13 protein-coding genes are annotated in these 19,304 nt (G+C 43.3%); 11 read left to right on the top strand and 2 right to left on the bottom strand.

Annotated elements, in window-relative coordinates; all coding sequences use genetic code 11:
* Positions 1–62: 62 nt before the first annotated feature.
* Positions 63–1,094, bottom strand: a complete 1,032-nt coding sequence (locus tag J0X14_RS08800) for a WD40/YVTN/BNR-like repeat-containing protein (protein WP_207097381.1) — start codon at positions 1,092–1,094, stop codon at positions 63–65.
* A 59-nt stretch (positions 1,095–1,153) separates the two neighbouring features.
* Here J0X14_RS08800 and J0X14_RS08795 point away from each other — a divergent pair, with 59 nt between their 5' ends.
* The 3 genes from J0X14_RS08795 to J0X14_RS08785 all read left to right on the top strand — a co-directional run bounded on the left by J0X14_RS08795 (position 1,154) and on the right by J0X14_RS08785 (position 4,314).
* Positions 1,154–2,365 carry an RsmB/NOP family class I SAM-dependent RNA methyltransferase gene (locus J0X14_RS08795; RefSeq protein ID WP_207097380.1) on the top strand — a complete coding sequence of 404 codons (1,212 nt, stop codon included), beginning with the start codon at positions 1,154–1,156 and terminating at the stop codon, positions 2,363–2,365.
* A gap of 127 nt (positions 2,366–2,492) precedes the next feature.
* Positions 2,493–3,335, top strand: a complete 843-nt coding sequence (locus J0X14_RS08790) for an SDR family NAD(P)-dependent oxidoreductase (protein ID WP_207097379.1) — start codon at positions 2,493–2,495, stop codon at positions 3,333–3,335.
* Positions 3,336–3,411: 76 nt separating this feature from the next.
* Positions 3,412–4,314 carry a helix-turn-helix domain-containing protein gene (locus tag J0X14_RS08785; RefSeq protein WP_207097530.1) on the top strand — a complete coding sequence of 301 codons (903 nt, stop codon included), beginning with the start codon at positions 3,412–3,414 and terminating at the stop codon, positions 4,312–4,314.
* An 83-nt stretch (positions 4,315–4,397) separates the two neighbouring features.
* Here the strand turns inward: J0X14_RS08785 and J0X14_RS08780 are convergent, their stop codons facing one another.
* A complete protein-coding gene (locus tag J0X14_RS08780; protein WP_207097378.1) occupies positions 4,398–5,990 on the bottom strand; it encodes an amidohydrolase in 1,593 nt (530 codons plus the stop codon).
* Positions 5,991–6,526: 536 nt separating this feature from the next.
* On the opposite strand from J0X14_RS08780, the gene purL reads away from it, so the two are divergent.
* The 8 genes from purL to J0X14_RS08740 all read left to right on the top strand — a co-directional run bounded on the left by purL (position 6,527) and on the right by J0X14_RS08740 (position 19,270).
* Complete coding sequence (gene purL, locus J0X14_RS08775) at positions 6,527–10,213, top strand: phosphoribosylformylglycinamidine synthase (RefSeq protein ID WP_207097377.1); 3,687 nt, start codon at positions 6,527–6,529, stop codon at positions 10,211–10,213.
* A 228-nt stretch (positions 10,214–10,441) separates the two neighbouring features.
* Positions 10,442–10,894, top strand: coding sequence for a GNAT family N-acetyltransferase (locus tag J0X14_RS08770; protein WP_207097376.1), 453 nt, complete (start codon positions 10,442–10,444; stop codon positions 10,892–10,894).
* 91 nt (positions 10,895–10,985) lie between these two features.
* Positions 10,986–12,755: an AMP-dependent synthetase/ligase gene (locus tag J0X14_RS08765; protein ID WP_207097375.1), complete on the top strand. Its 1,770-nt coding sequence runs from the start codon at positions 10,986–10,988 to the stop codon at positions 12,753–12,755.
* Between the two features lie 135 nt (positions 12,756–12,890).
* Complete coding sequence (locus J0X14_RS08760) at positions 12,891–13,337, top strand: MarR family winged helix-turn-helix transcriptional regulator (RefSeq protein ID WP_207097374.1); 447 nt, start codon at positions 12,891–12,893, stop codon at positions 13,335–13,337.
* Positions 13,338–13,352: 15 nt separating this feature from the next.
* Entirely contained in the window at positions 13,353–15,758 is a 2,406-nt protein-coding gene (locus tag J0X14_RS08755; protein WP_207097373.1) for a 3-hydroxyacyl-CoA dehydrogenase/enoyl-CoA hydratase family protein, read from the top strand.
* A 75-nt stretch (positions 15,759–15,833) separates the two neighbouring features.
* Positions 15,834–17,024 (top strand): acetyl-CoA C-acyltransferase, encoded by a 1,191-nt coding sequence (locus J0X14_RS08750; protein ID WP_207097372.1) that lies wholly within the window; start codon positions 15,834–15,836, stop codon positions 17,022–17,024.
* Positions 17,025–17,060: 36 nt separating this feature from the next.
* Positions 17,061–17,426 (top strand): four helix bundle protein, encoded by a 366-nt coding sequence (locus J0X14_RS08745; protein ID WP_207097371.1) that lies wholly within the window; start codon positions 17,061–17,063, stop codon positions 17,424–17,426.
* A 32-nt stretch (positions 17,427–17,458) separates the two neighbouring features.
* On the top strand, positions 17,459–19,270 hold the full coding sequence (locus J0X14_RS08740; RefSeq protein WP_207097370.1) for an acyl-CoA dehydrogenase family protein: 1,812 nt from the start codon (positions 17,459–17,461) through the stop codon (positions 19,268–19,270).
* Positions 19,271–19,304 lie beyond the last annotated feature (34 nt).

Below are 19,304 nucleotides of genomic sequence, written 5' to 3'. Positions count from 1 at the left end.
ACTTTTCCTCGAAAAGACGATAAGTGGATGTTTCATTCAGATGTAGAAACAAGGGCTGCTTTTTATCTAAAAACCAATTTCGAAATTCGATTTCTTCCCGCAGCAAAGGCCACCGAATCATTCAAAAACCGAAGCGTAAAAAACGACTCATCACTGAACATTTTCCAGTGCTCACCGCCATCCCCAGAATATGAAATTCCCGTGAATCCAACAGCTACCAACCCTTTCCCTTCCGAATTGGGAACAAACTGTACACAACTTTTATAGTTGGGCTCCTGCCAGTCCGCAATAAGATTCCACGTTTTTCCACCATCATGGGTAATCATCTTATTGGCCCTATTGGATTCTGGTTGGGTATAATCCCCGCCAATGGCAAATCCAGTGTTTTCATCATAAAAATCCATGGAATAGATGCCTTGGGTTTCCTCTTCATGAACAATGGACGTTTGCTGCACGGTCCATGTTACTCCCTTATCTGTAGTATGATATACCCGTCCCGCTGTGGTCCCAATCCAAGCTTGTTTTCCTGCTACGGCTACGTTACTGTTGCTTGCGGCAAAAGCACCTTCACCTTCAATACCTTCGGGTAAATCCGAACACGGAATCTTGTTCCAGGTCTGCCCACCATCCCTAGTAATAATAATGGAAAGGCATCCATCAACCGTATCACCCACTGCAATGCCGTCAGTTTCGTTCCAAAATGCCATGCAATCGTAGAATACGCCCTCTCCTTCTTCTTTGTAGACCAACTCCATTTTTCCGTGATCACCTGTTTTATAGAGTAGCGCCGGACTATCTATGGAAAGCATAAAAAAATCATTGGAGGTATTTCCCACCGCTCGAAAAGCAGGTGTAATGGAATCATGGTGTTGAACGTTGGAGCGAACCTTTTGGGATACCAAATCTACAGTTCCATACTTACCCCCACTTCCAGCGAAAGCTAAGGTTCTACCATCCAAAAACGTAATGGCCCTAATACTGACCGAATCTTCATAAACCGGAGTAATCGAAACAGATTGGTAGGGTTGGTACTTTGGTTCTTGGGCACAAGAAGCTAAAATGAGGGTAAACAAAACCAATAGGGGAAATCGCATGCTATTTATTTTCCGTAAAAGTACACAGAAATGGTACCTTTGCAACCTTATTTTACACCATGCGTTTACATCGAAATCTTGTTTTTGCCGTAATTGATGCTTTGCATATGATTTTCAATGAAGGGGAATATGCCGATAAAGTCATTGAAAAAGTGTTACGGTATGATAAGCGTTGGGGCTCTCGGGATCGCGCCTTTATTGCGGAGACGACGTATGATATTGTTCGATGGAAACGGCTTTATGCTGAAATCGCTGAAACGAACGAACCCTTCACCCGCCCCCATTTGTTTCGATTGTTTTCGGTATGGTGTGTGTTGCGGGGTATCCGAATTCCTGATTGGAAACAGCTGGAAGGCACCCCTGAACGCCGCATCAAGGGACGGTTTGATGAGTTGTCAAAAATTAGGAAGTTTCGGGAATCCATTCCAGATTGGATAGACGAATTGGGCGAGAAAGCATTGGGAGATAAACTTTGGACCAAGGAAATTGCCGCATTGAACCAACAGGCCGATGTCATCCTCCGTACCAACACCCTAAAAATCCAAAAGGAACAATTACAGGCATTTTTGGGCAAGGACGATATTGAAACCGAAACCTTGGAAGGATACCCAGATGCCCTTCGCCTGAAAGAGCGCAAGAATGTCTTTACCACAGAAGCTTTTAAGGATGGGCTGTTTGAAGTTCAGGATGCTTCTTCCCAATTGGTTGCTCCCTCTTTGGAGGTGAAACCTGGGCAACGTGTCATTGACGCCTGTGCCGGTGCTGGAGGCAAAACCCTTCACTTGGCTTCGCAAATGGAAAATAAAGGTCAGTTGATCGCTTTGGATATTTATGAGAGTAAGTTGAAAAAACTCAAAATCAGAGCAAGACGAAATGGGGTCCATAATTTTGAAACCAGGGTCATTGATTCCACCAAAGTCATTAAAAAATTGCACAATAGTGCTGATAGACTATTGCTCGATGCTCCTTGCTCCGGTTTGGGCGTACTTCGAAGAAATCCCGACTCCAAATGGAAGTTGGAACCTGAATTCATTGACCGAATCATGGGTGTACAGCAAGATATTCTTCAGAACTATAGCAAAATGCTAAAAAAAGGAGGACAGATGGTATATGCCACTTGCTCCATCCTTCCCCAAGAAAACACAGAGCAGGTCAACAAATTCTTGGCATCCGAAGCCGGACAAGACTTTGAATTCATCAAGGAGAAAAACGTCTATGCCTCCGAAAGTGGCTTTGATGGATTTTATATGGCTTTGTTGAAAAAGAATTAGAACTTATACTCTCTTAAAATATTAGCTTCCAAATTCGACTACAACAACCAAGGATTTGGCTACATCCCTCTTTTTTATTGGAACCAACTTTGCAGTGTCAATTCATAAAAATTTAAAACAAAGAAAAATGGACACAAAAAAAGTTTGGTTGGTCACAGGGGCCTCAAAAGGTCTTGGACTGGCGCTCGTGAAAAAGTTATTGGACCAAGGGTACCCGGTTGCTGCTACCTCAAGAAGTTTAACTGCGCTGGAAAGTGCGGTGGGCAATCAGGAGAATTTTCTGCCCTTGCAGGTTGATTTAATGAGCGAGGCAAGTGTGGCCTCGGGAATCTCCAAAACAATTGAAACCTTTAGAAGTCTGGATGTGGTGGTCAACAATGCAGGATATGGTCAAAATGGAACCTTGGAAGAGTTGACCGACGCAGAGTCCCGTGAAAATTTTGACGTTAATGTCTTTGGGCTTCTCAATGTAGTTCGCAAAACCATGCCGATTCTAAGGAAACAGGGTTCTGGGCATATTTTCAATATTGCTTCCGTTGCAGGTATGGTGGCCAACTTCCCCGGATTTGGTATCTACTGTGCCACAAAATTTGCTGTGGTTGGGCTAACCGAGGCTCTCTCAGAAGAAGCAAAACCGTTCGGAATCAATACCACACTGGTCTACCCTGGCTATTTCCGTACTGAATTCTTGACGAGTGATTCCTTGCATTTGGCCGCTAACAGAATGGATATCTATGCACAAGCCCGCGAGTTTGAACGTCTTCACATTGAAGAAATTTCCGGAAATCAGTTGGGCGACCCCGAAAAAGCCGCGGAAGTCCTAATCCAAGTGGCTGAAAGTGACAATCCCATACTACACTTATTCTTGGGAAGTGATGCGTATGCCATGGTCGAGAATAAATTGAAAACCTTGGAAAGCGCCTTGCGCGCAGGTAAGGAATTAAGCTATTCCACCGACTTTGCGAATTAATGGTTAATTTGGTAAGTGCTTGGCCGACCACTTGGTTCGGCCGGCATTTTCTTTCAAATTTTTGATACAAATTTACATGTATACCTTCAACACATTGAGTGAATTCCACACCTTTTGCGACCTGCCAAAACCAGAGCATCCTTTGGTTAGCTTGGTTGATTATGGAAAAGTGAATTACCAAACCCATGAGAAGGAGGTCACTTGGATACAAAATTTCTATTCCATTGGTTTAAAACGAGATATACCTGCCAAGGTAAGATATGGTCAACAGGAGTACGATTTTGACGAGGGGCTGTTGAGTTTTATTGCTCCCCGACAAGTACTTCAGCTTGAAATGTTGCCTTCCGAAACAGCACCTTCTGGTTGGCTATTGCTGATTCATCCCGATTTTTTATGGAATACCCCACTGGCCAAAAACATCAAAAACTATGAATTCTTCGGATATGCTATTAATGAGGCTCTTTTTCTTTCCGAAAAGGAAGAGAAAACCCTAACGGATATCTTGTTGAACATTCAGCAGGAATACCATTCCAATACGGATAAATTCAGTCAAAATATCATCATTGCTCAAATGGAACTGTTTCTCAATTATGCAGAACGCTATTATCAACGTCAATTCATCACACGAAAAATTTCCAACCACGAGATTTTGGTTCGGTTGGAGGAATTTCTCAACGTTTACTTCAACAGCGAGGAAGCCGTTCATAAAGGGCTCCCTACGGTCCAATATGTTGCGGAAGCCTTGAATGTTTCCTCCAACTATCTGAGCAGTCTACTCAAGGTATTGACCGGACAGAGCACCCAGCAGCATATCCACGAAAAATTGATTGAAAAAGCAAAGGAAAAACTGTCAACGACACAACTTTCCATAAGTGAGATTGCCTACACTTTGGGATTTGAACACTCCCAATCGTTCAGTAAACTTTTCAAAAGCAAGACCAAGCAATCACCTGTAGAATTTAGGGCATCTTTTAACTGATTTACACCAGCGTCATATCGAGCGCAGTCGAGATGCGCATTAAAGGTTCTCGACTCCGCTCGAACTGACAATTCAATTCATTCCTACTCCTTTACTGTAGGGTATTCAACCCCCAACTGCTCCAAATAGGTGTCATATTTGGTCTCATCGTAATAGAATTTCTCCAACTCGTCACGAAACTCACCCTGCTTCTCTTTGTTTAAATAAATGGGTGGCATATCATCCGCAGCAATCATGGGTTCATATTTCGTCTCTTTGCTCTGTTCATTGTTAAAGTAGTCCCAGGCACCCGTTAGTAATTCAGGTTTCAACAAAAAGTCCAATAGGGTCATGGCCTCTGCTTTTGCGCCAGCCGTAACCCCTTTGTGGGCAATAGGTGTGGCCATAGCAATAGCGTTGCTCCAGTGATGGCCTTGCAACCCAGGAATATTGGAAGGAAAGCGCATAGTAACGGTTGGGATTTTCCAAGAAATGTCCCCAATATCATCCGAACCACCGCTTATAGGTTCCAATACTGGGAGACCAATACCGTCCAACTCGGTGGGCAAGCCCTCAATTTTTTCAGAACCTACTTCAGTTTGTACGGCTTTAGCCAAGGTTTGGTCTGCCTCAGACCATGTGGGCAATCCGACTTTTTCAATATTCTCATACATGGTTTCAGCAATCACCTTATTATAGTGTCTGGGCCATGCAGTCCCTAAAACTCGGGATGTCATGGTGGTATTTGTCATTAAAGCGGCACCTTTGGCAATATCATTGGCTTGGGCATACATCTCCATGATGCCTTCATATTTTATATCTCTAAAATAGAACCAGATGGCTGCTTTAGAAGGAACAACGTTTGGTTGATCTCCCGCATCGGTGAAAATGGAGTGCGAACGTTTTAAAGGGTGCAAATGCTCGCGTTTGTAGTTCCACCCGATGTTCATCAGCTCAGCGGCATCCAAGGCACTTCTTCCTCTCCATGGTGATCCAGCCGAGTGTGCAGCCTCCCCTTCAAAAAGGTATTCCACGGAAATGAGTCCAGTTCCTCGGGTGGGACCCCAAGAAACCCCAAAATTATTCCCTACGTGGGTAAAGATGCACATATCAATATCATCAAAAAGACCATCACGTACATACCATGCTTTCGCGGCGACCAATTCCTCGGCAATTCCAGGCCAAAGAATCAAGGTGCCTCCAATATTTTCACGCTCCATGATTTCTTTTACCGCCAAGGCCGATGTGATATTCAATGGAATACCAGAATTGTGGCCCTCGCCATGACCGGGCGCACCTTCCACCATAGGTTTGTGATAGGCCACACCAGGGTATTGCGAAGCTTTGGGAATACAGTCCACATCACTGCCCAGCGCAATTGTAGGGCCATCTCCATTGCTCCACGTAGCAAACCATGCCGTGGGAATTCCTGAAATGGAGTGTTCTATGGCAAATCCATTACTTTCCAATATGCCAGTGAGGTATTTGGAGCTCTCCTCCTCTTGAAAACCGAGTTCAGCAAAGCTGAAAATCTTGTCCACCATTACTTGGGACTGCTTTTTGTGGTCTTCCACAATTTGGGCTACCTCGGTCTTTAATTTTTCAATTTGTTTTTTGGAGTATTTTTTTTGGGCGATAGTAGATGCAACACAGCAAAATAATAGTGCCCCGGTCAATAGGGTATTGACAGTTTTCATAGAGTTGGATTTTGAATTAGCATTAATCCTTCTAAGATAGGGAAACGTTACAAGAATTACTATGCTGCTTGATAGTTACGCTTTAATTTTTACTACTCAACAAAATACCACCTAAATCATTGGTATTTCAAGACAATTACACTGTATTGGATTGAAATCTGTCAAACACTTAGGTAAAAAGGGTATCAAAAAAGGCTTAGAAATATATTTCTAAGAAGATGCCTGAAAAAGTTAATCCATTCGCGATCGTCCCAACTCCCGGCCAAAATCAATAGGATGCCGAAAAGGGTTATGAAAATAATCAGGCGTCTGCGTTTAGAAATTCTTTTTTCTTCCATACTTCAAAGACAAATCCATCATTTTTAAAGCTAATACAATGAAGTGGTGATCAAGAGGATGGATGCATCGATGATGGATTAGAATTGATGAATCAACTATCAACACACACGGTTCAAAACTCTCTGGTCTCGAAGTGATGAAATCCAACCCAAAATCGTAAATTTGCACTTTCTTAAACCGTTCAACGCTCAGATTGTATGATCCATTTTTTTGGGGACAAGGCTACCAAGGTTTTTGCCGTCCAAACCGCTCAAGAGATTGCAAAGGAAGATATTGAAAAATTAGTATGGTTATTTGGCAACCAACCCAAGATACAAGCGGCGTCACTCGACGCCTTTTTTGTTGGGCCACGGGCCGCCATGGTCACCCCATGGAGCACCAATGCCACCGAGATTACCCAGAATATGGGCATCACTGGAATTATTCGGATTGAGGAGTTCCATGCCGTTGCCGAAGACTTTACGGAGTACGACCCCATGCTTTCCCAAAAATACAAGGGATTGGGTCAGGATATTTATACGATTAACATCGTTCCCGAGCCCATTCAGGAGATTGCCAACATTGCCGCCTACAACCAAAAAGAAGGTTTGGCTTTGAGTGACGAGGAAGTTGAATACCTCGAAGGGCTTTCTAAAAAATTGGGTCGTAAGTTGACGGATTCTGAAGTATTTGGTTTCAGTCAGGTGAACTCGGAGCATTGCCGACATAAGATCTTCAACGGCACCTTTGTGATTGACGGTCAAGAGATGCCCTCTTCCCTATTCAAATTGATCAAAAAGACCTCCGAAGCCCATCCTAACGATATTGTTTCGGCCTACAAAGACAATGTGGCTTTTATTAAAGGGCCGAAAGCGATTCAATTTGCGCCAAAAAGTGCCGATCAACCCGATTTTTACGAAGAAAAAGAATTTGATTCGGTATTATCCCTAAAAGCCGAAACGCATAACTTTCCAACAACGGTAGAGCCTTTCAACGGAGCCGCAACGGGTTCCGGAGGAGAGATTCGCGACCGTTTGGCGGGTGGAAAAGGGTCGTTGCCCTTGGCAGGAACCGCAGTCTATATGACTTCCTACTCTCGGTTGGAGGCTGACCGTCCCTGGGAAAAAGGGATGTCAGAGCGTGAATGGCTCTACCAGACTCCAATGAATATTTTGATCAAAGCCTCCAATGGTGCCTCCGATTTTGGAAACAAATTTGGGCAACCACTCATCGCAGGTTCGGTACTCACCTTTGAACATCAAGAAGAAGCCCGGAAATTAGGCTTCGACAAAGTAATTATGATGGCTGGAGGTATCGGTTATGGTAAAACCAACCAAGCCTTGAAGGATACACCCAAAAAAGGAGACAGAATAGTCGTTCTAGGTGGCGACAATTACCGTATTGGAATGGGTGGTGCGGCTGTTTCCAGTGCCGATACAGGTGAATTTAGTTCCGCCATAGAGTTGAATGCTGTACAACGTTCCAACCCTGAAATGCAAAAACGAGCCTCGAACGCTGTTCGTGGATTGTTGGAAAGCCATGATAACCCCATTGTTTCTATCCATGACCATGGCGCTGGTGGACACCTCAATTGTCTGTCGGAACTGGTTGAAGAAACTGGAGGAAATATCGATACGGATAAATTGCCCATTGGTGACCCTACCCTTTCCAAAAAAGAATTGATTGGGAACGAATCCCAAGAACGTATGGGATTGGTAATCGGGAAAAAGGACTTGGATTTGCTGGACCGCGTAGCCGCTCGTGAGCGCTCCCCCATGTACAATGTGGGTGAGGTTACTGGTGACCATCGTTTCACTTTTGAATCCCACAATTCTGGTGAAAAACCGATGGACTTGGAACTTTCGGATATGTTTGGAAGCTCACCCAAGACCATCATGGATGATAAATCCGCACAGCAAACTTATCCACCCCTCTCCTATTCCTTGGAGCATTTCCATGAGTATTTGGAGCACGTATTGCAACTGGAAGCCGTAGCCTGTAAAGATTGGTTGACCAACAAAGTAGACCGATGTGTGGGTGGGCACGTGGCGAAGCAACAATGTGCCGGTCCATTGCAATTACCCTTGAACAACTGTGGGGTGATGGCCCTGGATTTTAAAGGCAAGGAAGGGATAGCTACTACTATTGGGCATTCTCCCATTTCCGCTTTGATTGACCCTGTTGCGGGAAGTCGAAATAGTGTAACGGAATCCTTGACCAATATGGTTTGGGCTCCTTTAAAAGAGGGATTGAAGTCCGTTTCGCTATCCGCCAACTGGATGTGGCCCTGCCGCAATGAAGGTGAAGATGCCCGCTTGTACAAAGCCGTGGAATCCTTGTCTGATTTTGTCATTGAACTCGGTATCAATGTGCCTACCGGAAAGGACTCCCTTTCCATGAAACAAAAATATAAGGATGCAGAAGTACTGTCTCCTGGAACCGTAATCGTTTCGGCAGCAGCACATTGCAATGATATCACCAAGGTGGTAGAACCTGTGCTCCAAAAAGATGGGGGAGACATCTACTACATTAACATTTCCAAGGACAACCACAAATTGGGAGGTTCTTCCTTTGCCCAAATATTGAATGGTATTGGCAATGAAACGCCTTCGGTTTTGGAAGCGGAATATGTGAAGACTGTTTTCAACACCCTACAAGGGTTGATTAAAAACAACCAGATTTTGGCAGGTCATGATGTGGCTTCCGGAGGATTGATTACAACACTACTTGAACTCTGCTTTGCCGACAATGACCTTGGAGCACAACTGGATTTAACCTCTATTGGAGAATCGGACAGCATTAAACTGTTGTTTTCAGAAAATACCGGGCTCGTTTTCCAAGCCAAGGATGCTTCCGTAGAAAACGTATTGCACGATGCCGGCATTGAATTCCATAAAATTGGTAGTGTTACTTCGGAGAGCACCCTCAGCATCAAAAATAATGGCGTTGAGATTGGACTAAACATTACATCACTCCGTGATACGTGGTTCAAAACTTCCTATCTGTTGGACAACAAGCAGACTGCAAAAGGTTTGGCCAAAGACCGTTATGACAATTACAAGAATCAGGCATTACATTATGTCTTTCCTGAAAATTTTGATGGAAAGCTTCCGTTGGCTTCCTTCGACTCCGCTCAGGAACCACCGCTCAACCAGAGACCCAAAGCGGCCATTCTTCGTGAAAAAGGAAGTAATTCGGAACGGGAAATGGCCAATGCCATGTACCTGGCCGGATTTGATGTGAAAGATGTGCACATGACCGACCTTATCACGGGACGGGAAACTTTAGAGGACATCCAATTTATTGGTGCTGTGGGAGGATTCTCGAATTCTGATGTTCTCGGAAGTGCCAAAGGTTGGGCCGGTGCTTTTAAATACAATGAAAAGGCTAACAAGGCGTTAAAGGACTTTTTTGACCGCCCCGATACGCTATCTGTTGGAATCTGCAACGGATGCCAATTGTTTATGGAATTGGATTTGATCAATCCAGAACATGAAACCCACGGCAGAATGACCTATAATGAATCGCACAAGCACGAAAGCGGATTTACTTCGGTAAAAATACAAGAAAACAATTCGGTAATGCTTTCCAACATGGCAGGTACCACGCTTGGGGTTTGGATAAGTCATGGGGAAGGTAAATTTAGCCTCCCCCATGCTGAAAGCGAGTACGACATTGTAGCCAAATATGGGTACGACGGTTATCCCGCCAATCCCAATGGTAGTGATTTCAACACCGCTATGCTTTGCGACAAAACAGGGCGCCACTTGGTGACCATGCCACATATTGAGCGGTCCACTTTTCCATGGAACTGGGCCCACTATCCAAAGGATAGAACTGATGTGGTGTCACCATGGTTGCAAGCTTTTATAAATGCTAGAGAGTGGGTGGAAAAAAATAATTAACTTTATCACAGTGAGTCACATTAGTTAACGGTATAGATACTCGCTGCTGTTTTAAAACTCTATACTTTGGATGAATCGCTCTGGATACTGAGCATACAACAACTAAATTACCATGCATATTAAATCTGGTAATATTGAGATAAAAATCTCATTAGTTGAAGTAGCAATTTTTATATTATTGTTATTTTAAAAGTTAAGGCTGATTTTAATATCAGCCTTTTTTGTTTAATGATACGAAAAGCAGAAAAAGAAGATGTTCCTGCCATAGTGCACATGCTGGCCAATGATACATTGGGCAAGCTTCGGGAAGCGTATAGAGACCCTCTTCCTGACACCTACTACCAAGCCTTTGGTAATATTTTCAATGACCCCAATCAAGAATTGGTAGTCATCGAAAATGAAGAAAGTCAAGTCATTGGAACGCTTCAATTGAGCTTTATTCAATATCTTACCTATCAAGGCGGAATCCGGGCACAAATAGAGGCGGTTCGGGTCCATGAAAACTTTCGCGGTAAAGGAATTGGAAAAGAATTATTCAAGTGGGCCATCTCAAAATCCGAAGAAAAAGGAGCCCACGTGGTACAACTGACCACAGACAAAAAAAGACCAGATGCACTGGCGTTTTATAAGTCCTTGGGCTTTACCGATTCCCACGAGGGCATGAAATTACATTTTGTGTAAAATTGGTAGAAATTTATGTCCCTTTTTGAATAAGTGGTTTTAAAATACCGTTTCCTTTCCCTATTTTGCAATTACCTAATAGAAACTTACTATGCAAACAGTTACCCGATTGTTCGATTTTCCATACTACCAAATGGAAAAACACCCCCTCGAAAAGGCATTGGTCACTAAATACAACGGCCAATGGGTAGCAACCTCAACAAAAGAATATATTGATAAAGCCAATGCATTTAGCAGGGGCTTGCTTCAACTAGGTGTAAAACCTAATGATAAGATTGCACTAATTTCCACTACCAATAGAACCGAATGGTGCATTTCCGATATAGGCATACTCCAAATAGGTGCGCAGAATGTGCCCATCTATCCAACCATTGCTGAAGAAGATTATGAATATATCTTGAACCATTCCGAGGCCAAATATTGCTTTGTATCCTGTGATGAAGTACTTCAAAAAGTCTTGGCCATCAGTGGAAACCTCAAGACTTTAAAAGATGTGTATTCTTTTGATCAATTGAACAATTGCAAAAACTGGACAGAGGTTTTGGAACTTGGAGCGGATACGTCCACACAAGAAGAAGTTGAAAAAAGAAAAGAAGGAGTATCTCCTGGTGATTTGGCCACTCTAATTTATACCTCTGGAACCACAGGAAAACCCAAAGGTGTGATGCTGTCCCATAATAACATTGTATCGAATGTGCTGTCTGCACAAAACCGATTGCCCCTTAAACCTGGAGATAGGGTTCTGAGTTTCCTTCCCCTCTGCCATATTTTTGAGCGAACATTTTCGTATGCATACATCTATCTATGCTATGAAATCTATTTTGCAGAAGGACTGGATAAAATCAGTGATAATGTCAAAGAAGTAAAGCCAGCTTGTATGACCGTGGTGCCAAGATTGGTGGAAAAAGTATACGATGCCATCATTGCCAAGGGTACGGCACTGACCGGAATCAAAAAGAAGCTTTTCTTTTGGGCCGTGGAACTTGGATTCAAATTTGAGCCCTACAAGGCAAATGGTTGGTGGTATGAACTGAAACTAAAGCTGGCTAGAAAATTGATTTTCAGCAAATGGAAAGAAGCACTTGGAGGCAATCTGGAAATGATGGCTTCCGGTAGTGCAGCACTACAGCCTAGACTTGGACATATTTTTGCCGCTGCGGATATGCCCATTATGGAATGCTACGGCTTGACCGAAACCTCCCCTGGGATTTCAGTGAGTGAAATTCGCAACCACGGTTGGAAGATAGGCAAGGTGGGCAGAATTATGGATGGTGTTGAGATTAAAATTGCCGAGGATGGAGAAATCCTTTGCAAAGGACCCAACGTAATGATGGGCTATTACAAAGACCCAGAAAAAACAGCAGAAGTGATGACAGGGGAGTATTTTCACACGGGAGATATTGGTGAGATTGATGAAGATGGCTTTTTACAGATTACCGATCGCAAGAAGGAAATGTTCAAAACCTCGGGAGGGAAATATGTCGCACCACAATTATTGGAAAACCGATGCAAGGAATCCCGTTTTATAGAACAGATCATGGTGGTTGGTGAAGGTGAAAAAATGCCCGCTGCACTGATTCAACCTAACTTCGATTTTGTCCGTGAATGGGCCAAACGACATCAAGTGGCTATAGGTGAAAATTCTGATTTGGTCAAGAATGAAAAGGTTATTGCCCGTTTTCAAGAGGAGGTAGATCTGTCCAACGAAGATTTTGCCAAATGGGAGAAAATTAAACAATTTAGGCTTACCCCAGATGTTTGGAGTGTGGAAGAAGGGCACCTAACCCCTACCATGAAGCTAAAACGTAAAATTGTGAAGGAGAAATATTTAGATCTCTACAATGATATTTACGGTCACTGACCTCTCCCATTCCTTACTAAAATAGTAAGTCCACAATTACAATTTAGACGACTTCACTTTCATAGGATATTTTGATTCAATTTATTATGCATGCATAATAAATTTTCATATATTTGAAAACACCAAACCTGTTCTATGAAAGATTTGACCATTGACTATGCATTGAGAGCCACTTGGCAAGCCGTCAGTAAAATGTACAATGAAGAGGCCAAGAACTATGGAGTTACAATGGCCATAGGTTTTACGCTCTTGAGCATCGACCCAAAGCAAGGCACTCCAAGTACCGCACTGGGACCCAAAATGGGAATGGAATCCACAAGTTTATCCAGGATTTTAAAAAATATTGAGGAAAGAGGATTTATCCAACGGAAACCAAATCCTAATGATGGCAGAGGGGTTTTAATTCACCTTACTGCATTGGGACTTGAAAAACGAAAGGAATCCAAGGACGTTGTACTCCGTTTTAATGAAGTGGTCAAGGAAAACGTCTCTGAAGAGGATCTTGCCGGTTTCTTTAAGACTGCGGACATTATCAACAAACTGATTTCAGATAAAAAAGTGTACATAAAAACGACTAATTAAAACAAACATACATCAATGAAAAGGCATATCAATAAAGTTGCCGTTATCGGTTCTGGTATTATGGGAAGCGGCATTGCCTGCCATTTTGCCAATATCAGTGTCGAGGTTTTATTGCTGGATATTGTACCAAGGGAACTTAGCGACAAGGAAAAGGCCAAAGGCCTGACCTTGGAGGATAAAGTGGTTCGTAATCGTTTGGTGAACGACGCCTTGGCTGCAGCATTAAAGTCAAAACCCTCCCCTATTTACCATCAAAAATTTGCGAGTCGAATTACAACTGGAAATTTAGAGGATGACATTTCCAAAGTTTCCAAAGTCGACTGGATTATTGAGGTGGTTGTGGAACGATTGGACATTAAAAAACAAGTTTTCGAAAACTTGGAAAAATATAGAACTCCGGGTACACTCATAACATCCAACACTTCGGGCATACCGATTAAGTTTATGAGCGAAGGCAGAAGTCAGGATTTCAAAGAACATTTCTGCGGAACCCACTTCTTTAACCCACCCCGGTACCTAAAACTTTTTGAAATTATCCCTGGTCCCGAAACTTCCACAGAAGTTTTGGAATTCTTGAACAGTTATGGGGAACAGTATTTGGGCAAAACTTCGGTGGTGGCGAAAGATACGCCCGCATTTATTGGTAACCGAATAGGGATTTTCAGCATTCAGAGCCTGTTCCATGCCGTAAAAGAAATGGGCATGACGGTAGAAGAGGTTGACAAGCTTACGGGACCTGTCATTGGTCGACCAAAATCCGCTACCTTCCGTACGGTTGATGTGGTGGGGTTGGACACTTTAGTGCATGTGGCCAACGGTATCAGTGAAAACTGTAAGGATGATGAGCGCCATGAGCTGTTCCAACTCCCTGATTTCATCAATACCATGATGGAAAACAAATGGTTGGGCAGCAAAACCGGACAAGGTTTCTACAAAAAAGTACAGGGTGATGATGGCAAGAGTGAAATCCTCACGTTGGATTTGGATTCGATGGATTATCGCGCCAAAAAGAGTGCAAAATTCGCCACCTTGGAGCTTACCAAGACCATAGATAAGGTCATCAATAGATTTCCTGTCTTGGTGGATGGAAAAGATAAAGCAGGGGAGTTTTACCGTAAAAGCTTCGGGGCGTTGTTCGCCTACGTTACCCATCGCATTCCCGAAATCACCGATGAATTGTATAAGATTGATGATGCCATGAAAGCCGGATTCGGCTGGGAACATGGTCCATTTCAAATTTGGGATGCTGTGGGACTGGACAAGGGTCTGGAATTTATCAAGGCCGAAGGATTGGAAGCAGCCTCTTGGGTCGCCGAAATGAGAGCAGCGGGTATCGACTCATTCTATACCGTAAAAGACGGTGCCACTTACTTTTATGATATCCCAAAAAAGACCATGGAAAAAGTTCCAGGTCAGGATGCCTTTATCATTTTGGACAACATCAGAAAGTCCAAGGAAGTATTCAAAAACAGCGGCGTGGTCATTGAGGATTTGGGTGATGGCATATTGAACTGTGAATTCCAATCCAAAATGAACACTATTGGTGGTGATGTTTTGGCTGGACTGAACAAAGCTGTTGATTTGGCGGAAAAAGATTTCCAAGGATTGGTGGTCGGTAACCAAGCCGCCAATTTCTCTGTTGGAGCCAACATTGGAATGATTTTCATGATGGCCGTCGAGCAAGAATATGATGAGTTGAACATGGCCATCAAGTACTTTCAGGATACCATGATGCGTATGCGCTATTCGTCCATCCCGACCGTTTCTGCTCCACATGGCATGTGTTTAGGAGGTGGATGCGAACTTTCCATGCATGCAGATAAGGTGGTCGCAGCCGCAGAAACTTATATCGGGTTGGTAGAGTTCGGCGTTGGGGTCATTCCCGGTGGAGGCGGTTCTAAGGAAATGACGCTTCGAGCGTCCGATACCTTCCAAAAGAATGATGTGGAACTGAACGTGTTGCAAGAGTACTTTTTGACCATCGGTATGGCGAAAGTGTCGACTTCAGCTTATGAAGCCTTTGATTTGGGCATCCTGCAAAAAGGAAAAGATGTAGTGGTTGTGAACAAAGACCGACAAATAGCTACCGCCAAGGCTTATGCCAAATTAATGGCGGAAGCAGGATACACGAAACCCATACCACGAAAAGATGTGAAGGTTTTGGGTAAACAGGCACTTGGAATGTTCTTGGTAGGAACCGATTCCATGGAAGCAGGACATTACATATCGGAACACGACAAGAAAATTGCCGATAAACTGGCCTACGTAATGGCCGGAGGAGATTTATCTGAAGCCAATTACGTAAGTGAACAATACTTGTTGGATTTGGAGCGTGAAGCATTCCTTTCGCTATGTACCGAACGGAAGACTTTGGAACGCATCCAGCACATGTTGAAAACCGGAAAGCCACTTCGCAATTAAAAAAAGGAGTCAAGAATGTGGGCTAAGACCAAAGTCTTTTCTCTCGGTTCTTGAATCTAAAAATCAAAAAGAAAAATGAAAACAGCATATATTGTAAAAGCATACAGAACGGCAGTGGGTAAGGCACCACGAGGCTTGTTTCGGTTTAAAAGACCTGATGAATTGGCCGCGGAGACCATCGAATACATGATGAAGGAACTGCCCCAACTCGATAAAAAACGCATAGATGATGTCATTGTGGGCAACGCCATGCCAGAAGCCGAGCAAGGTTTAAATATGGCCCGACTCATTTCTTTAATGGGCTTGGACATTGAAGATGTTCCAGGGGTAACCGTCAACCGGTATTGTGCCTCTGGATTGGAAACTATTGGAATCGCTACAGCTAAAATTCAATCTGGAATGGCAGATTGTATTATTGCAGGAGGTGCGGAGAGTATGAGCTACATTCCCATGGGCGGTTACAAACCAACTCCTGATTACGCTACTGCCAAGGAAGGCCATGAAGATTATTATTGGGGCATGGGACTTACTGCTGAAGCGGTTGCAAAACAATTCAAAGTTTCCCGTGAAGATCAGGATGTGTTTGCCTACAACTCCCACATGAAAGCGTTGAAAGCCCAAGAGGAAAATCGGTTCCAAGACCAAATCGTTCCTATTGAGGTGCATCACACTTTTGTAAACGAAGCCGGAAAAAAAGAAACTAAAAACTATACCGTCAACAAGGATGAAGGACCCCGAAAGGACACCAACATTCCTACCTTGAACAAATTGAGACCTGTTTTTGCCGCTGGTGGCAGTGTTACAGCAGGGAATTCCTCACAAATGAGTGATGGTGCCGCTTTTGTCATGGTCATGAGTGAAGAAATGGTAAAAGAACTCAATCTAGAACCCATTGCCCGTTTGGTAAATTATGCCGCAGCCGGTGTTGAGCCTCGCATTATGGGAATTGGTCCTGTAAAAGCGATTCCAAAAGCGTTGAAACAAGCTGGATTGCAACAAAATGATGTGGAACTCATCGAATTGAACGAAGCCTTTGCTTCGCAGTCGTTGGCAGTTATCCGTGAATTGGGCTTGAACCCAGAAATGGTCAATGTAAATGGCGGAGCTATTGCTTTAGGACATCCACTGGGTTGTACCGGAGCAAAATTATCCGTCCAGCTCTTTGATGAAATGCGCAAACGCGATATGAAAGGAAAATACGGAATGGTGACCATGTGCGTTGGTACAGGACAAGGCGCAGCGGGGATTTATGAGTTTTTAAATTAGAAAGAACCAAGAGCCAGAGAAAAACGAAAAAAGACTGTGAAAAGGCACAATTTCAAGAAATTAAAAATCTGGCAAGAAGGTATGAATTTGGTTAGCGAAACATATAAACTGGTGAGTGAATTCCCCGATACGGAAAGATTTAATCTAATATCCCAAATGACCCGTTGTGCAGTTTCAATTCCTTCAAACATTGCCGAAGGAACAAGCAAATCTACCAATAAGCATTTTAACAAATATATAGAGGATAGTCTAGGCTCCTCTTTTGAATGGGAAACACAACTGATAGTGGCGCATAACCAAGAATATATTTCAACTGAGCAATTTGAGCTTTTAGAACATAAAATCCAATTATTACAAAAAATGATTTCAGGATTTCAAGGTGGACTTCGCAGCAAGTCATGAGTCTTGTTTCTTGATTCTTAAATCTTAAAAATATGAGTGCCGAAACAATGGAAAAGGACATCCTAAGAGGAGGTCAATTTTTGGTGAAGGAAACCAAATGTGAAGACGTATTCACCCTGGAAGACCTCAACGAAGAGCAAAAAATGATGCGCGAAAGCACCAAGGAGTTTGTAGACCGTGAGCTTTGGGCGCATTGGGAACGTTTTGAGAAAAAAGACTACGCCTACACCGAAGAGTGCATGCGGAAAGCTGGTGAATTGGGGCTTTTGAGTGTCGCTGTCCCAGAAGCCTATGGCGGTATGGGAATGGGATTTGTCTCCACCATGTTGGTTTGCGATTATATCTCGGGAGCCACAGGTTCTTTCAGTACCGCTTTTGGTGCGCATACAGGAATAGGAACTATGCCGATTACCCTATATGGAACCGAAGAACAAAAACAAAAATATGTTCCAAAACTGGCTTCTGGTGAATGGTTTGGCGCCTATTGTTTAACAGAACCCGGAGCGGGTTCAGATGCCAATTCAGGTAAAACAAAGGCTGTATTATCTGAAGATGGAAAATACTACAGTATCACTGGACAGAAAATGTGGATTTCCAACGCAGGATTCTGCAATATGTTCATTGTTTTTGCCCGAATTGAGGATGACAAATATATCACAGGATTTATTGTAGAAAACGACCCTGAAAATGGTATTTCCTTTGGAGATGAAGAGAAAAAACTAGGTATCCACTCCTCCTCTACCCGTCAAGTATTTTTCAATGAGACCAAGGTTCCCGTTGAGAACATGTTATCGGAAAGAGGAAATGGGTTCAAAATTGCCATGAATGCCTTAAACATTGGCAGAATCAAATTAGCTGCGGCCTGTTTGGAAGCGCAAAGGCGTGTCCTTAACGAAGCCACCAAATATGCTAATGAACGAGTCCAGTTCAAAACACCTATTATGAATTTTGGAGCCATCAAGGCCAAAACTGCTGATATGGCCACCAATGCGTATGTGGATGAATCAGCTTGTTACCGTGCTGCCAAAAATATTGAGGACAGAATCGCCATCCGCGAAGCCAGTGGTAACTCCCACCAAGAAGCAGAACTAAAAGGGGTTGAAGAATATGCCATTGAATGTTCCATTCTAAAAGTGGCCGTTTCCGAACACGTGCAGCACACCACCGATGAGGGTATCCAGGTTTTTGGTGGAATGGGCTTTAGCGCCGATACACCAATGGAATCCGCTTGGCGAGATGCCCGTATTTCAAGGATTTATGAAGGCACCAATGAAATCAACCGAATGTTGGCTGTGGGCATGCTCGTAAAAAAGGCTATGAAAGGTCATGTAGATCTATTGGGACCTGCAACGGCTGTTGGGGAGGAATTGATGGGTATTCCATCTTTTGACACCCCTGATTTTTCTGAATTGCTCTCTGAAGAAAAAGACATGGTAGCCCGATTAAAAAAAGTATTCCTTATGGTTGCCGGAAGCGCAGTTCAAAAATTTGGACCGAATTTGGAAGAGCACCAAATGTTATTAATGTCGGCAGCAGATATTCTGATTCAGGTGTATCTAGCGGAATCCACTATCCTTCGTGCCGAGAAAAACGCAAAACGATTTGGAGAGGACACGCAAGCGACGCAAATTGCCATGGCCAAACTCTATTTGTATAGAGCTGTGGACATTATCAATCAAAAAGGAAAAGAAGCGATTGTTTCTTTTGCTGAAGGCGATGAGCAACGCATGATGTTGATGGGGTTAAAACGTTTCACGAAATATACAAATCAACCCAATGTTGTGGCACTCCGCACCCAAATTGCGGATAAAGTCGCTGCGGATAATGGGTATACCTTCGACTAATTCAAATAATGCTGAAACAAAGCTAATTTGAGAA

The sequence above is a fragment of the Allomuricauda sp. CAU 1633 genome, assembly GCF_017313225.1.
Taxonomy (GTDB): domain Bacteria; phylum Bacteroidota; class Bacteroidia; order Flavobacteriales; family Flavobacteriaceae; genus Flagellimonas.
Note: the sequence above shows the minus strand (reverse complement) of the source record. Positions and strands in the feature narration are given on the sequence as shown.

Bases quoted from the DNA above. Each gene is read 5' to 3' on its own strand.
- J0X14_RS08800 (WP_207097381.1), bottom strand. From the start codon at position 1,094: ATGCGATTTCCCCTATTGGTTTTGTTTACCCTCATTTTAGCTTCTTGT.
- J0X14_RS08795 (WP_207097380.1), top strand. From the start codon at position 1,154: ATGCGTTTACATCGAAATCTTGTTTTTGCCGTAATTGATGCTTTGCAT.
- J0X14_RS08790 (WP_207097379.1), top strand. From the start codon at position 2,493: ATGGACACAAAAAAAGTTTGGTTGGTCACAGGGGCCTCAAAAGGTCTT.
- J0X14_RS08785 (WP_207097530.1), top strand. From the start codon at position 3,412: ATGTATACCTTCAACACATTGAGTGAATTCCACACCTTTTGCGACCTG.
- J0X14_RS08780 (WP_207097378.1), bottom strand. From the start codon at position 5,990: ATGAAAACTGTCAATACCCTATTGACCGGGGCACTATTATTTTGCTGT.
- purL (WP_207097377.1), top strand. From the start codon at position 6,527: ATGATCCATTTTTTTGGGGACAAGGCTACCAAGGTTTTTGCCGTCCAA.
- J0X14_RS08770 (WP_207097376.1), top strand. From the start codon at position 10,442: ATGATACGAAAAGCAGAAAAAGAAGATGTTCCTGCCATAGTGCACATG.
- J0X14_RS08765 (WP_207097375.1), top strand. From the start codon at position 10,986: ATGCAAACAGTTACCCGATTGTTCGATTTTCCATACTACCAAATGGAA.
- J0X14_RS08760 (WP_207097374.1), top strand. From the start codon at position 12,891: ATGAAAGATTTGACCATTGACTATGCATTGAGAGCCACTTGGCAAGCC.
- J0X14_RS08755 (WP_207097373.1), top strand. From the start codon at position 13,353: ATGAAAAGGCATATCAATAAAGTTGCCGTTATCGGTTCTGGTATTATG.
- J0X14_RS08750 (WP_207097372.1), top strand. From the start codon at position 15,834: ATGAAAACAGCATATATTGTAAAAGCATACAGAACGGCAGTGGGTAAG.
- J0X14_RS08740 (WP_207097370.1), top strand. From the start codon at position 17,459: ATGAGTGCCGAAACAATGGAAAAGGACATCCTAAGAGGAGGTCAATTT.